General features: G+C 68.7%; 12 protein-coding genes. 8 read left to right on the top strand and 4 right to left on the bottom strand.

All coding sequences use genetic code 11. From position 1 onward, the window contains the following. The first annotated feature begins 25 nt into the window (after window positions 1–25). The 3 genes from ATM97_RS28395 to ATM97_RS28385 all read left to right on the top strand — a co-directional run bounded on the left by ATM97_RS28395 (window position 26) and on the right by ATM97_RS28385 (window position 4112). Entirely contained in the window at window positions 26–1093 is a 1068-nt protein-coding gene (locus ATM97_RS28395) for a glycosyltransferase (RefSeq protein ID WP_255588580.1), read from the top strand. A 194-nt stretch (window positions 1094–1287) separates the two neighbouring features. Continuing rightward, on the top strand, window positions 1288–2319 hold the full coding sequence (gene rsgA, locus ATM97_RS28390; protein WP_218721261.1) for a ribosome small subunit-dependent GTPase A: 1032 nt from the start codon (window positions 1288–1290) through the stop codon (window positions 2317–2319). A gap of 1460 nt (window positions 2320–3779) precedes the next feature. Beyond that, window positions 3780–4112: a hypothetical protein gene (locus ATM97_RS28385; protein WP_218721341.1), complete on the top strand. Its 333-nt coding sequence runs from the start codon at window positions 3780–3782 to the stop codon at window positions 4110–4112. A gap of 161 nt (window positions 4113–4273) precedes the next feature. Here ATM97_RS28385 and ATM97_RS28380 read toward each other — a convergent pair whose 3' ends face one another. Together ATM97_RS28380 and ATM97_RS28375 are read right to left on the bottom strand one after the other, a co-directional pair. Next, a complete protein-coding gene (locus ATM97_RS28380) occupies window positions 4274–6172 on the bottom strand; it encodes a glycosyltransferase (protein WP_218721260.1) in 1899 nt (632 codons plus the stop codon). 111 nt (window positions 6173–6283) lie between these two features. Further along, a complete protein-coding gene (locus tag ATM97_RS28375) occupies window positions 6284–6814 on the bottom strand; it encodes a GtrA family protein (RefSeq protein ID WP_218721259.1) in 531 nt (176 codons plus the stop codon). Between the two features lie 126 nt (window positions 6815–6940). Here ATM97_RS28375 and ATM97_RS28370 point away from each other — a divergent pair, with 126 nt between their 5' ends. Together ATM97_RS28370 and ATM97_RS28365 are read left to right on the top strand one after the other, a co-directional pair. Beyond that, a complete protein-coding gene (locus ATM97_RS28370; RefSeq protein ID WP_218721258.1) occupies window positions 6941–7909 on the top strand; it encodes a glycosyltransferase in 969 nt (322 codons plus the stop codon). Then, window positions 7906–9441, top strand: coding sequence for a DUF2142 domain-containing protein (locus tag ATM97_RS28365; RefSeq protein ID WP_218721257.1), 1536 nt, complete (start codon window positions 7906–7908; stop codon window positions 9439–9441). The genes ATM97_RS28370 and ATM97_RS28365 overlap by 4 nt, the downstream gene beginning before the upstream one ends. A 23-nt stretch (window positions 9442–9464) precedes the next feature. Here ATM97_RS28365 and rfbB read toward each other — a convergent pair whose 3' ends face one another. Beyond that, window positions 9465–10466 (bottom strand): dTDP-glucose 4,6-dehydratase, encoded by a 1002-nt coding sequence (gene rfbB / locus ATM97_RS28360; protein ID WP_218721256.1) that lies wholly within the window; start codon window positions 10464–10466, stop codon window positions 9465–9467. 325 nt (window positions 10467–10791) lie between these two features. Here rfbB and ATM97_RS28355 point away from each other — a divergent pair, with 325 nt between their 5' ends. Then, the gene (locus tag ATM97_RS28355) at window positions 10792–11496 is read left to right on the top strand and encodes a hypothetical protein (RefSeq protein ID WP_218721255.1); all 705 of its coding nucleotides are present in this window, start codon (window positions 10792–10794) and stop codon (window positions 11494–11496) included. 115 nt (window positions 11497–11611) lie between these two features. Here ATM97_RS28355 and ATM97_RS28350 read toward each other — a convergent pair whose 3' ends face one another. Beyond that, window positions 11612–12667: an alpha/beta hydrolase gene (locus ATM97_RS28350; protein ID WP_218721254.1), complete on the bottom strand. Its 1056-nt coding sequence runs from the start codon at window positions 12665–12667 to the stop codon at window positions 11612–11614. A 236-nt stretch (window positions 12668–12903) separates the two neighbouring features. Here ATM97_RS28350 and rfbA point away from each other — a divergent pair, with 236 nt between their 5' ends. Both rfbA and ATM97_RS28340 read left to right on the top strand, forming a co-directional pair. Then, window positions 12904–13776 (top strand): glucose-1-phosphate thymidylyltransferase RfbA, encoded by an 873-nt coding sequence (rfbA, locus tag ATM97_RS28345; protein ID WP_218721253.1) that lies wholly within the window; start codon window positions 12904–12906, stop codon window positions 13774–13776. An 8-nt stretch (window positions 13777–13784) separates the two neighbouring features. After that, window positions 13785–14333, top strand: a complete 549-nt coding sequence (locus ATM97_RS28340) for a dTDP-4-dehydrorhamnose 3,5-epimerase family protein (RefSeq protein ID WP_218721252.1) — start codon at window positions 13785–13787, stop codon at window positions 14331–14333. Window positions 14334–14352 lie beyond the last annotated feature (19 nt).

Raw genomic sequence — 14352 nt, 5'->3', positions numbered from 1 at the left:
GCGTGACCACGCAGGCCGCCCGAGCATGAGCGGTCAGCGGCCGGAGGAGGAAGGCGATCGGGCGGTGGTGCCCGGTGGGTTCAGCGTGACCGACCGTCTCGAAGCGGCCGAGGCGCCCGCCGAACCGATCGCGCTGCCCGACGACGCCGAACTGCCCGCCGGTGCCGAACCGGCCGACCTGCACACCGAGACCGGGCCGCGGGCGCGGATCATCGGCGTGGTCGTCACGCACAAGCGCCGGGAGCTGCTCGCCGAATCGCTGAAGGTGCTGGCCTCGCAGTCGCGCCCGATCGATCACCTGATCGTCGTCGACAACGCCAACGAGGACGAGGTGGCCGAGCTGGTCGCCCAGCAGCCGATCGAGGCCACCTACCTGGGGTCGCGGCACAACCTCGGCGGCGCGGGCGGTTTCGCGCTCGGCATGCTGCACGCGCTCACCATGGGCGCGGACTGGGTGTGGCTGGCCGACGACGACGGCCGCCCGGACGGTCCCGAAGTGCTGGCGACCCTGCTCGATTGCGCGCGCAAGCACAACCTCGTCGAGGTGTCGCCGGTGGTGTGCGATATCGACGAACCCGACCGGCTGGCCTTCCCGCTGCGCCGCGGTGTGGTGTGGCGGCGGCTGCGCTCGGAGCTCGGTGACGAGGACTTCCTGCCCGGCATCGCCTCGCTGTTCAACGGCGCGCTGATCTCGGCCAAGGCCGTCGACCTGATCGGGGTGCCGGATCTGCGCCTGTTCGTGCGCGGTGACGAGGTGGAGGTGCATCGCCGCCTGGTCCGCTCCGGGCTGCCGTTCGGCACCTGTCTGCAGACGGCGTACCTGCACCCCAACGGCGCCGAGGAGTTCAAGCCGATCCTCGGCGGCCGGATGCACACCCAGTACCCGGACGACCCGGTCAAGCGCTACTTCACCTACCGCAACCGCGGCTATCTGATGTCGCAGCCGGGCATGCGCAAGCTGCTGCCGCAGGAGTGGATCCGGTTCTCCTGGTTCTTCCTGGTGACCCGGCGCGACCCGGCCGGCCTGCGCGAATGGTTCCGGCTGCGCTCGCTCGGACGCAACGAGCAGTTCGGGAAACCCGACCCGAAATAAATCGGTTGCCGCGGTTCGCGGCGATGTGTCATTGTCTGGGGACCAGCGAGAAGAGACGAGGAGGTGGATGTCCGTGGTGAGGATTGCCGTGCCCCGGCGAGCTGTGCGTGCGCACACCGCCGACGTGGACTCCACCCCGAACTCTTCTCGCTGAGCCCGCCGTCGGGCTCGGCCCCGACGAAGGACTTTCCCCCATGGTCGATTACGACCGTCTCGTCCCTTACGGCTGGACCGAAGCCGTAGCCTCCGAATACCTGCCGCTGCTCGGCGAACTCGTACCCGCGCGCATCGTCCGGATGGACCGCAGCGAATGCGATGTGGTGACGCCGTCCGGGCCCGCGCGTGCCGCCTGCCCGCGCGACATCACCGGTCTGTGCACCGGCGACTGGGTCGGACTCGACGCCGAGTCAACGGTGCGGCAGCTGTTGCCGCGGCGTTCGGCGATCACGCGATCGTCGGTGTCGGGGCGTTCGGTCGCCCAGGTGCTGGCGGCCAATGTCGATACCGTGCTGATCTGCACGGCCGCCGATGGTGACGTCGACCTGGGTCGGATCGAGCGCATGCTCGCGCTGGCCTGGGAGAGCAATGCCCAGCCGATCGTCGTGCTCACCAAAGCCGATGCGGCGGTCGATATCCCGCTCGACGAGGTGCGCGCGGTCGCCCCTGGTGCGACGGTGCTCGCGGTGAGCTCCACCGCCGAGGTGGGGCTCGATGTGCTCACCGCGCTGCTCGCGGGCACGGTGGCGCTGATCGGACCGTCCGGCGCGGGCAAGTCGACCCTCGCCAACGCCCTGCTCGGCGCGGAGGTGTTCGCCACCAACGCCGTTCGCGCGGTCGACGGCAAGGGGCGCCACACCACGGTGCACCGGGAGTTGCGGCCGTTGCCCGGCGGCGGCACTCTCATCGACACGCCCGGTCTGCGTGGGATCGGCTTGTACGACGCGGCCGAGGGCATCGGCAAGACGTTCAGCGATATCGAATCCCTGGCCGCCGAATGCCGTTTCGCCGATTGCGTGCACGAGACCGAGCCGGGGTGCGCGGTACTGGCCGCGCTCGCCGACGGTTCGCTGCCCGAACGCCGCTTGGCGAGTTACCGCAAACTCGCCAAGGAGAACGAGTGGATGGCGGCCCGCACCGACAAACGCCTGGCCGCAGAACGTGCCCAGGCATGGCGCACCATCGTCAAGGAGCAGCGCCGCCGGTACCGCGAACGCGGCCGCCGCTGACCTACCTGGACAAATGATCACCACGCTCCGGTGTGCGAGCCGGCCCAGTGCCGAACTGCACCGGAGCGTGGTGATCTTGTCCGTTCCGGCCGGTCGCTGCTCGCCCGGACGGCGGTCCAGGAGCGCGGTAGGGTTCAGGCGCACGGTTCGCTATCCGGGAGGGATGAATGAGTAGCCCCGGCGATTTTCCACCACCACACCGCCCCGACGAGCCGGGACCCGCGGATTCCAGCGAATCGGGAAGCGGCACACCCCGGCCCGACCCGGGTCGCCCGTCGACCGGCGACCAGGGGTCGGCGAACGGGCCGGAGACTCCCCAACCGGGTCACGCGCGGCCGAGCCCTCCCCCACCGGGATTCGGTGGACCGGGTGCTCCGCCACCGGGATTCGGGCAGCCGGGTGGGGCACCTGGTTTCGGTCGGCCTGCCGCCGGCACCGGCGGCCCTGGCTTCGGTCCCCCTCCCGGCATCCCCGGCTCCGGCCAGCCCTCCACAGGCCCCGGCGGCCCCGGATTCGGCCAACCGCCCGCAGGTCCCGGCGTTTCGGCACCCAGCCATCCGCTGGTACCACCGCCGCCCGGATTCGGTGAACAACCAGGTCACGGGCGTCCGCAGGATGCCGACTTCGGGCAACCGCACACGCCACCCGGCTTCGGTCGGCTCGACGCACTGCCGAGCCGAACCCCCGGAGACGCCGCGGAGTCCGAATTTCCACCGCCACACCGCCCTTCGGCCACAGTCTCTTTCGACGGCTTCTCCAGCCCGTCCGACGATCAGCCACCGGCCGGCCAGGAGAGCAGGCCACTGGTCGCCCCGCCCCGCCGCCCGGGCAGCAATCAACCACCGGGTGCACCGGGTCAACTCGGTACCCGGCCGCCCCTGGGCGGACCTGCCCCGTTCGGCCCCGGCGCCCAACCCCAGGGGGCACCGGGCCAGTTCGGTCCAGGCGGTACGCACCCGCACAGCGGCCCGGGCCAGTTCGGGCCCGGTCAGTTCGGTCCGGGTGCCCAACCACCGCACGCCGCACCGGGCCAACCAGGTCCCGGCGGCCAACCCCCTGGTGCGCCCGGCCACTTCGGCCAACCACCACACGGCGAACCCAGCCGATTCGGCACCGGTGACCAGCCGCTCGCAGGCACACCAGGGCATCTCGGTGGACCACCGCCGCATGCGCTCGGCCAGGTCGGCCCCGGCCAGTTCAGTCCGGGCGGCCAACCACACGGTGCGCCTGGCCAGTTCGGCCAGCCGCCACACGGCGAACCCGGCCGATTCGGCACCGGCGACCACTCGCTCGCAGGGGCACCAGGGCAACTCGGTGGACCGCCGCCGCATGCGCCTGGCCAGTTCGGGTCGGGTGGGCACGCACCGCGCGGCGGGGCCGGACAGTCGGTGGCCGGTGGAGCTTCGGGGCCGAATCCGCCTGGTTTGACGGTGGATTCGTCATATGTGTGGGCTTCGTTCATGTTGGCGCTGGTGAAGCCGAAGATCTTCGTCAACGGGCAGCCGGTACCGGATGCGCGGTGGGGACAGACGCATGTGCCGGTGGGGCCTGGGCAGTACCACGTGCGGGTGGTGACGCCGTGGCTGTTCGATATGGGGCCCGCGGAGATCCAGGTTCCCGTCACACCGGGGCCGGGAAGCAAGGTGTACTACCGGTCGCCCGCCGCGGTCTTCTTCAAGGGGGCGATCGGGTCGGAGCCGCAGAAGACGCCGGGGGTGATCTTCCTGTGGTTGCCGTTCGCGGTGCTCGGGGTGTTCTTCCTGCTGACGTTGTTGCTGATCCTGCTCGGCTGACCGACTCCAGGCACGCGAACAGCCCCGGCATCGCGCCGGGGCTGTTCCCGTCTCGGCGGAAACGCGACCCCGCCGTCGCGGCGCGGCGACCTCGAGCCCGGCGACGAGAAACGCCGCGCCGGAACGAATTCCGGCGCGGCGTTCGAACGATCAGCGCGAACTCAGCTGGGGTCGATCCCGTAGAGCCGGGCCCAGTTCTCGCGGCTGGTCAGCTCGGGCACCGCGTCGCGGTAGGCAGCCTGCAGCGCGGGCAGTTCCTTGCGGAGCTTGCGCAGGGTGCGGTAGGTGCGGATGAGCAGGGCGCGGGCGCGGGCCTTGTCGCGGCGGCGCACGCGCACGCCGGACTGGGAGGCGTCGGTGACGACCACGTGGTCGAACAAGCCGACGTGCCACCAGTGCGCGTCCTCGCGGGTGACGCCGATCAGGCCGTGCTGGGTGCGTCCGGTCCACTGGGTGATCGCGCGCTTGATCAGCACCAACGTGACCCGGCTCGGCTCGCCACCGGCCCGGCGGACCTGGATGTCGGCGGAGTTCACCGGCGGGGTCGCGGCGGGGTGCTTGATGGTCTCCGGGTAGTCGCCGCGGGTGCCCCGGGCGGCGGCGAGGGCGTCGATACCGCCGTCGCGCAGCACCTTCGGGCCCTTCATGAAGTCCTCGATGCCCTGCAGCGTGGTGTGCACCAGGCCGTACTGCATGCCGACCAGATGCTCGGCGATATAGCGGAAGAAGTCCCTGGTGATCGCCTTGGCGTCGAGATCGGTGTGCAGGGCGCCGACGATGAGCGAGTTACGGGTGGAGAAGTAGCGCGCCCAGTCGTCGTAGTCCTTCCAGTAGAAGTCGGCGTGCCAGACGGCGGCGTTGGGCAGGGTGACGGTGACGAAACCGTGCTCACGCGCGCGGATGCCGTACTCGACGTCGTCCCACTGGAAGAAGATCGGCACCGGCAGGCCGATCTTGGCGACCACCTCGGCCGGGATCAGGCAGGTCCACCAGGCGTTGTAGCCGGCGTCGACGCGGCGCTCCTGGTTCTTCTTGAGCATGGAGGTGTTGCGCAGTGCCTTGGGCACCTTCTGCCCGTGCTTGAGCTCGTGCAGGTGCACCTCCTCCGCGCCGACGTTGAGGTAGTCGGGATTGAGCAGGAACAGCATCTGCGCGCCGACCAGGGTCGGCTCGACGGTCAGGTTGGCGAAGGCCTGCAACCGCAGCACGGTCTCGGGCTCGCAGAGGATGTCGTCGTCCATCAGGATGACGTCGGCATGCTCGTTGGCGGCCGACACCTCGTAGAGGCCGCGGGTGAAGCCACCCGCGCCGCCGAGGTTGGGCTGGCGGATGTAGCGCAGCTTGTCGCCGAAGTCGGGGCGCACCTGCTGGAACAGCGGGCGGTTCTCGACCAGGTCGGTGCCCTGGTCGACGACGTAGACGGCGTCGATCGCGGCCAGCACGGTCGCGTCGGAGGCCAGCGCGGCCACCGTGTGCGCGCAGTCCTCCGCCCGGTTGAAGGTACAGATCGCGATCGCGACCGGGCGGACTTTCTCCGGCGCCTGCGCGGTCCAGGCGAGGTCGGTGATGTCGAGGCTGCCGCCGATGGCGTCGAACTCGAGCCACAGCGCGCCGCCGTCGACGTACTGGTCGAGCGGGGCGGTCAGGCTGACCCGGCCGCCGCTGGTCGCCACGAGCGAGGCGATGATGCGGCGGTGGCCGGCGATGTCGGAGGCGACCAGGCGCACGTTCGCCTTGTCCCCGACCTCGAGGGTCGCGCTGGCCGTCACCTCGGTGACGGTGGTCCAGCGCTGCCAGTAGCTGGCGGCGAAGCGGCCGAAGTAGGTGTTGGTGTGCGCGGTGGCGCCCTTGGGCAGGTGCAGCGCCAGGCGCTCACGGACCGCGGCACCACCCTTGACGACGGCGTAGAGCTCGTCGCTCACCCGGGCCGACGGGCCGGTGAATATGCCCCTGGCCAGCACCAGCCGCTCCGGTGCCGCGTGTTCACCGCGCAGCGATTCCGGCGCGGCCTCGCGCCGATCGTTCGATTCGGTCACGGCTCCCGTAGCCGACTGTTCCATGAAGTCCTCGAAATTCTCGGTATCGACTGCGCCGACGCAAGCAGTCACGTAAAGAAGGGGCGGCGCGGCAGGCGGGGGTGAGGATATCAATCGCCCGGCCTCGTCGCGCTGTCAGTGAGGGGTCGCCGCACCCCGCGCGTGTTGCTCTTCGGTTGCCGAAGAGCCGGTGAAGACGAATTTGTCGTAGGCCCAATAGCGGAATACGACCGCGACGATCTGGCCGATCAGCGTGCCGGAAATGTTGTCCGACAGCGGCGAGGACAGGTCGAGCACATAGCGGGAAAAGCCGAGGCAGCCGAGTTGCAGCGCGATCGCGACGACATTGAAGACCGCGTACAAAAGGTATTCGCGGCCCGGGTTGTCGGTCTTCTTGTGGGAGAAGGTCCACCACTTGTTGCCGAAGTAGGTGACCACCGTCGCCACCGCGATCGCGATGATCTTGGCGACCAGCGGCGAGTGATACAGCACACCTTCGGTGAAGGTGAATCCGCCACCCCAGAAGACCAGCAGGTTGTAGGTGCCCGCGTCGACCAGGAAGCCGATCGCGCCGACGACGAGGAACGCGGCGCCCTGCCGCAGCGCCGTCACCACCTTCGACATCAACGACGCGGGGACCGGCTCGGACAACTCGGGGTGGGACACGGGCCGACCGTACACCGATGGCCCGTTCGGTCCCGCGTTAAGCTCGCTGAACCGGGTGAGCGGATCGGACGTGCGCTGTGTACCCTCCCGGTGTCCCACTGCTGCCTACATCGAGGATTGACCCGGGTGGACTCCACCGAGCTTCGCATTGCCGCCGTGGTCCCCTGCCACAACGAAGAGGCCGCGGTCGCCAAGGTCGTCGCCGACCTGAAGGCCGCCGTGCCGGGGATCGTCGTCTACGTCTACGACAACCTGAGCACCGACCGCACCGCCGAATGCGCCCGCGAGGCCGGCGCGATCGTGCGCTACGAGAACACCAAGGGCAAGGGCAACGTGGTGCGCCGTGCCTTCGCCGACATCGAGGCCGACGTCTATCTGATGATCGACGGCGACGACACCTACGAGGCGTCCGCGGCGCCGCTGATGATCAAGACGCTGCTCGACGGCCCCTACGATCACGTGCTCGGCGTGCGCAAGCAGGACGACAGCGACGGCAGCGCCTACCGCTCCGGCCACGAGACCGGCAACAAGGTGCTCAACGGCGTCGTCGGCAAGGTCTTCGGCGAGAACGTCGAGGACATGCTGAGCGGCTTCCGGGTGTTCTCGCGTCGCTTCGTCAAGAGCTTCCCGGCCGTATCGCGCGAGTTCGAGATCGAGACCGAACTGACCGTGCACTCGCTGCACCTGCGGGTGCCGCAGACCGCGGTGCAGGTCGGTTTCCGTGACCGCCCGGCGGGCAGCGAATCCAAGCTGCGCACCTACCGCGACGGCACCAAGATCCTCGCGCTGATCCTCGGCCTGGCCAGGCACGAGCGCCCGGTGGCGTTCTACGGCCTGTTCGGCACGCTGGCCTGGCTGGTCTCGCTCATCCTGACCGTCCCGATCGTGATCGAGTTCTACGACACCCACGAGGTGGCGCGGTTCCCGACGCTGTTCTTCGCGTTCACCCTGATGCTGCTGGGCAGTCTCGCGTGGACCGCGGGCATGATCCTCGACGGCATCCGCCGGTCCCGGCACGAGGCGGCGCGTCTGGTCTACCTGCGCTATTCGGCCGCGGGGGCGCACGACGAGGTCACTGCCGGAGACCGTCGGTGACGACTTCCACCGAGCCGGACACCACCGTCGAGCTCAGCAAGACCGCACCGCCCGCACCGGGCGCCAAGGACCGCGTCCTCACGCCGATTCGCACCCTGACCACCAAGCTGGGCGCGGCCACCGTCGCCTTCGCGGTGATCGCCACCGTGTTCGGCGCCCTGTTCGCGGTGCTCACCCCGCCGTTCTGGGGCCATGACGAGCTGACCCAGTTCGGCCGGGCCTATCAGGTGGCGCACGGCGGGGTGTTCCCGCAGCGCATCGCCGACGATCGCGGCGTCGCCTACGGCGGCCAGATCCCGGTCAGCGTCGACGCGCTGATGGGCTACGCCTTCCGCGACTACAACGACAACCCGGACGAGCCCGACGCGATGGTGGCCGACCCCGCCGTCTACGACCGGCTCGGCGACGCCGAGATCAGCTCGGCCACCAAGACGATGTGGTTCACGAACACCGCCGCCTACTCGCCGGTCCCGTACGTGCCCGCCGCCGTCGGTATCCGGCTCGGTGAGGCGCTCGGCCTGAATGTCGGTGGGATGTACCTGCTGACCAGGCTGGCCGGGCTGGCGGCCTACCTGGCCGTGGTCGGTTTCGCGCTGTACGCGCTGCGGGAGCGGCGCAGTCAGTGGCTGGTGTTCACCGTCGCGGTGCTGCCGATCGCGCTGTTCCAGGCGGGCACCGTCACCGCGGATACGCTCACCAATGCGCTCGCGATCATGGTGTCGGCGCTGTTGCTGAAGGCCCTGTTCGTCGGCGACCGGTTGCGGCCGGTGGAAACCGGTGCGCTGCTCGCCGCGACGATCGCGTTGCCGTTGAGCAAGCCGACCTATGTGCTGCTGGCGATGCTGGTTGTCGTCGTGCCCGCCGACCGCCTCGGCTTCACCGGAAAACTGAAGCTGATTCCGTGGGCTTTCGCCGCGACCGGTGGCGCGCTTTTTCTCGCGTGGACCAAAATCGCGGCGCCGACCGGCGACGGAATGAGCCTGATGCGCCCGCCGCACCAGTGGGGTCAGGTGCGCCCCGCCGACCAGCTGAAGGGAATCCTCAGCGACCCCGTGCAATTCGTGCACACTTTCGGCGAGAGCATCGCCCTGCGCGATCACCGCTGGTTCAACCAGTTCTTCGGTGAACTCGGCTTCGCTTACGTCGATGTGCCCGCAGTATCGATGCTGGCGTGCCTGATCGCCTTCGCGGTGAGTTTCGGTATCGCCGACCGGATGAACACCACGACAGCCACTTTCCGGCGCACGCTGATCGTGGCGCTGACCGTGCTGGCGAGCGTCGCGATGATCTACGTGACGTTGTACATGTCGTTCACGCCGGTCGATTTCTACATCATCGACGGTGTCCAAGGCCGGTATTTCGTGCCGCTGGCGATCATGGGGCTGGCCGTGGTGGCCCGCTGGGTTCCCTTGCGGCTCACCGATTCCGACGGCGTGATTCCCACCCGCGCGACGGCGATCACCGTCACCTGCGCCTCGGTTTTCGCGCTGATCGGCGCGGCCGCGACGTATTACACCGTCGTCTGGGGATAACTCCCCGGACGACGGTGCGGGACTCAGAGTGTCTTTTCGCCCGCGGCCGCGTAGGCGCTTTCGGTGGCGGCCTTCTTGGGCCGCCACCAGTCCTCGTTCTCGCGGTACCAGGTGATGGTGTCGGCGAGACCGGCCCGGAAGTCCGCGTACCGCGGTGACCAGCCCAGTTCCTCGCGCAGCAGGCTCGCGTCGATGGCGTAGCGCTGGTCGTGACCCGGCCGGTCCGTCACATGGTCGAAGTCGGCGGGATCGCGGTCGAAGGCCCGCAGGATGAGCTGGACGACGCTGAGATTGTCGAGTTCGCCCTCGGCGCCGATGAGATAGGTCTGGCCGATCCGGCCGCGGTCGAGAATGTCCCAGACCGCGCGATTGTGGTCGTCGACGTGGATCCAGTCGCGCACCTGATGACCGGCGCCGTACAGGCGCGGCCGCACACCGTCGATGAGATTGGTGATCTGGCGGGGGATGAATTTCTCGACATGCTGATACGGGCCGTAATTGTTGGAGCAGTTCGACAGGGTCGCGCGGACGCCGAACGATCGGGTCCAGGCGCGCACCAACAGATCGCTGCCCGCTTTCGTCGCCGAATACGGACTGGACGGGTTGTAGGCCGTGGATTCGGTGAAGGCCGGGTCCTCGGGGGTGAGATCGCCGTACACCTCGTCGGTGGAGACGTGGTGGTAGCGCACGTCGTGGCGGCGCACGGCCTGCAGCAGCGAGTAGGTGCCGACGATATTGGTCTGCACGAACGGCCACGGCTCGGCCAGCGAGTTGTCGTTGTGCGATTCGGCCGCGAAATGCACCACCGCGTCGACGCCGCTGACCAGATTGTCGACCAGGTCCAGATCGGCGATGTCGCCGTGCACGAATTCGATGCGGTCGGCGACCGAATCCAGCGACGCCCGGTTGCCCGCGTAGGTGAGCGCGTCGAGGACGGTCACGTGCACATCCGGGCGCGTGGCCACGGTCTGCTGGACGAAATTCGCACCGATGAACCCGGCCCCGCCGGTTACGAGAACTCGCACCCGGCCAACGATACGTGCTCGCCGATGCCGTTCCGGACTCGAGGCGGCCGAAAATGCGATGCTGTACAGCGTCCGATCTGTGACGTCCCAGATATATTTGCTGTGACGTCCATCACTATAGACCCCATCAGGTTACGACTTCGGGTCTGGTTTCCTGAGAAAAAGCCCGGTCACCGCTCAGGTTTCGAGCACCGCACCAGTACCGGGGTATCAACGGTGAACAGAATTTGAATAGACGGTCACGCGAGGTTCACCGCTCGTTAGCTGCGAGGGCTTTTGATCATCGGGTCCCCTCCGAACGCTCCAACATCGAGGTTCAACGAAAATGCTGATGAGGAAATTCGCCGCCACCTCGGCGCTGCTGATCGCTGCCATGGGCGTCACCGCCGGCACCGTCAACGCCGCGCCGGTCGAAGAGGCCGCTCCGATCAACTACACCGCCGAGGTCGTCGAAGACTCCAAGGCTGTCATCACCACCGATGCCGGTTCGCTGGTGACTGAAGACGGCGTCTTCAAGATCAAGGCCGCCAACGGCACCACAGTCGCCGGCGTCCCGCTGACGTTCCGGATCGACGAGTTCGAGTTCCCGATCGCCGCCGAGATCTCGGGCAACACCGCGACCCTGACCCCGGGTCTGGACGTGGCCAAGGCTGTCTACAAGCCTGTCGCCCTTCCTTACGAGGACAAGGCTCCCTGGAAGACCGAGTACGAGCGTGAGCAGGCCGCCTGGAGCCGTCTGACCTCGACCATCTCCATGGGCGCCACCATCGGCACCCTGGTCGGCGGCCTCGGCGGCGCGACCATCGGTTGCCTCGCCGGTGCTGCCAGTGGCGCGGTTGCCGGTGGCATCCTCGGCTTCCTCGTCGGCACGGTTCCCGGCGGCATCGGCGGCTGCCTCGTCGGCGCCACCGCGCTTGGTGCCCTTGGCGTCATCGGCGGCCAGATCTTCGTGACCGCCCCGGTCGCGATCGCCGCCGCGATCCAGTACTTCACCACGATCAACCAGCCGTTCACCCCGCCGGCCAAGTAACACGCCGTAGGACCGAAGTCGAAAGGCCCCAGCCGGTCCGGCTGGGGCCTTTCGATGTCCCGGAGTGAGATTCGGCCGGCCTACCGACCGTGGTGGACGACCGCCCGAGCCGTACTCAGGCCGTCCTGGCCCGCTGTGCGGGTTCCAGCGCCACCCGCACGAACTTGGCGACCCGGCCGAGCGCCGACCGGCTCTCCGGCATGCTCGGCAGGATGCTCATGAACGCGTGTACCTGACCGCGCCACAGCTCGAGGGTGACCGGCACGCCCGCGGCGGTCAGCCGGTGGGCCATGAGTTCGCAGTCGTAGCGCAGCAGTTCGTCCTCGGCGGCGATGAGCAGCACCGGGGGGAATCCGGTGAGCTCGGCGTTGACCGGCGACATGGCCGGGTCGAGCGGACCGGTCGCTTCGGCGCCCAGCCGGATGACGGCCTCCAGGCCCGACAGCGGAATGTAGGCATCGCGGGTGACGTTGACGTAGCCCTGCTTGGCCCGGTAGTCGAGATCGAGCAGCGGGCTCAGCCCGACCAGCGCCGCGGGCAGCGGCAGGCCGATCTCCCGGGAGCGCAGCGCGGTGGCGAAGGCGAGGTAGCCACCGGCGGAGTCGCCCGCGAAGACGATCTTGGCCGGGTCGGCGCCGTGGCGCAGCAGCCAGCGGTAGGCGAGCACACAGTCGTCGATCGACTCGGTGATCACGCGGCCGGGCAGCTGCCGGTACTCGACATTGAGCACGGCCAGTCCGGTGCGCCGCGCGATCCCGGCGACGATCGCCCGATGCGATTGCAGGCCGCCGACGGCGAAGCCGCCACCGTGCATGTACAGCACCGCGCCGTGCCGCAGCGCGCGCGACCCGCCGGCGGGCCGGACCATCTCCATCCTGAAGCCGTCCAGCTGGATCTGCTCGCGCTCGATGCCGTGCGGTTCCGGTCGCAGCCGAGACAGCAGGTCGACGGCGACGGCGCCGAGCGGGATGGTCGCCCGGTTGATCGGCACGGTCCGCAGCAGCGGCCCGATGACGCCGACGCACGCGCCCATCAGCACTCGTGACGAGGTACTCGTTCGCCCGGAGTTGACGATGATGCCCTGCTCGGGCACGCGCGCTGCCTTCTTACCCACGACAGCGGCGGCGATTCCGCCCACCACACCCGGCCCGGCGATCTTCGACGATCCCATCGCGCACCTACCTCACAGCTGGCGCGTCGACCCCCCACCAGGCGGGCCCGGTATGGATGTCCACGCTGACATCTAACATAGTGATGTTTCACACATCGACGCTCACATAATCAGATGAGCGCCTTGCGTGTCCCAGTTATCGCCCGACACACCCGGAGACAAACGTTCGTGACCAATTCGTCGACGTGTCGGAACCTCCCCGACTCCGCGGCAGGAGGAGCTGGCAGACTTCCCCCATGCGCGGAATCATCCTGGCGGGCGGCACCGGTTCGCGGCTGCACCCCATCACGCGCGGGGTGAGCAAGCAGCTCGTCCCGGTCTACGACAAGCCCATGGTCTACTACCCGTTGTCCACCCTCATGTTGGCAGGGATCGACGACATTCTGGTGATCACCACGCCGGAGGATGCCGACGCGTTCGCCCGGCTGCTCGGCGACGGCAGTCAGTTCGGCGTCGCCATCAGCTACGTGGTCCAGCCCGAACCCGACGGACTCGCGCGCGCGTTCGTGCTGGGCGCCGACCACATCGGCGGCGAGCCCGCGGCCCTGGTGCTCGGCGACAACATCTTCCACGGCCCCGGCCTCGGCGCCAGCCTGGAACGCTTCCACGACATCGACGGCGGCGCGGTCTTCGCCTACTGGGTCAAGGACCCGACCGCCTACGGCGTGGTGGAGTTCGAGCAGGGCCGCGCGGTCTCCATCGAGGAGAAGCCGAAGCGCCCGCGCTCCAACTACGCCATCCCCGGCCTCTACTTCTACGACAACGACGTGGTGCAGATCGCCCGCGAGCTGCGGCCGTCGGCGCGCGGAGAGTACGAGATCACCGACATCAACCGCGCCTACCTGGAACAGGGCAAGCTCAGCGTCGACGTGCTGGCCCGCGGCACCGCCTGGCTCGACACCGGTACCTTCGACTCGCTGCTCGACGCCGCCAACTACGTGCGCACCATCGAGGAACGGCAGGGCCTCAAGATCGGCGTGCCCGAGGAGGTGGCCTGGCGGCGCGGGCTGATCACCGACGACCAGCTCTGTGAACTGGCCGAACCGATGGTGCGCTCCGGCTACGGCCGCTATCTGCTCGATCTGATCGACCGCGGGAAAGACTGGTAACTACAGGCATGCAGATCCGTGAACTGGCCATCCCCGGCGCGTGGGAGGTGACTCCCCGCCTGCTCGGCGACGACCGCGGGATGTTCTGTGAGTCGTTCAAGGCCTCGGAGTTCGAGAAGGCCACCGGGCGCCCGTTCGAGCTGCACCAGGTGAACACTTCGGTCTCGGCCGCCGGCGTGCTGCGCGGCATCCACTACACCGAGGACCCGCCGGGTCAGGCCAAGTACGTCACCTGCGTGCGCGGCGCGTTCCTGGACGTGGTGGTGGACCTGCGCCCCGGCTCGCCGACCTACGGCCGCTGGGACAGCGTGCTGCTCGACGACGTGCACCGGCGCTCGGTGTTCCTGTCCGAGGGCCTCGGCCACGCCATCCTCTCGCTCGAGGACGGCTCGACGGTCACCTACCTGTGCTCGCTCGAGTACACCCCCGAGTTCGACCGGGATATGGACGCCTTCGACGCCCGCCTCGGCATCGACTGGCCGACCGAGGCCCGCGACGGTAGTCGGCTCACCTATATCCGCTCCGCCAAAGACGAAGCGGCTCCGCCTTTTTCCTGATCCACGTGAAACAGCGCCC

The organism is Nocardia sp. MH4 (assembly GCF_019266065.1).
Taxonomy (GTDB): domain Bacteria; phylum Actinomycetota; class Actinomycetes; order Mycobacteriales; family Mycobacteriaceae; genus Nocardia; species Nocardia canadensis.
The sequence above is the reverse complement of the archived record's forward strand: the minus strand, read 5'-3'. Positions and strand labels throughout refer to the sequence as shown.

Bases quoted from the DNA above. Each gene is read 5' to 3' on its own strand.
- rfbA (WP_218721253.1), top strand. From the start codon at position 12,904: ATGCGCGGAATCATCCTGGCGGGCGGCACCGGTTCGCGGCTGCACCCC.
- ATM97_RS28340 (WP_218721252.1), top strand. From the start codon at position 13,785: ATGCAGATCCGTGAACTGGCCATCCCCGGCGCGTGGGAGGTGACTCCC.
- rsgA (WP_218721261.1), top strand. From the start codon at position 1,288: ATGGTCGATTACGACCGTCTCGTCCCTTACGGCTGGACCGAAGCCGTA.
- ATM97_RS28355 (WP_218721255.1), top strand. From the start codon at position 10,792: ATGCTGATGAGGAAATTCGCCGCCACCTCGGCGCTGCTGATCGCTGCC.
- ATM97_RS28350 (WP_218721254.1), bottom strand. From the start codon at position 12,667: ATGGGATCGTCGAAGATCGCCGGGCCGGGTGTGGTGGGCGGAATCGCC.
- ATM97_RS28380 (WP_218721260.1), bottom strand. From the start codon at position 6,172: ATGGAACAGTCGGCTACGGGAGCCGTGACCGAATCGAACGATCGGCGC.
- ATM97_RS28385 (WP_218721341.1), top strand. From the start codon at position 3,780: ATGTTGGCGCTGGTGAAGCCGAAGATCTTCGTCAACGGGCAGCCGGTA.
- ATM97_RS28395 (WP_255588580.1), top strand. From the start codon at position 26: ATGAGCGGTCAGCGGCCGGAGGAGGAAGGCGATCGGGCGGTGGTGCCC.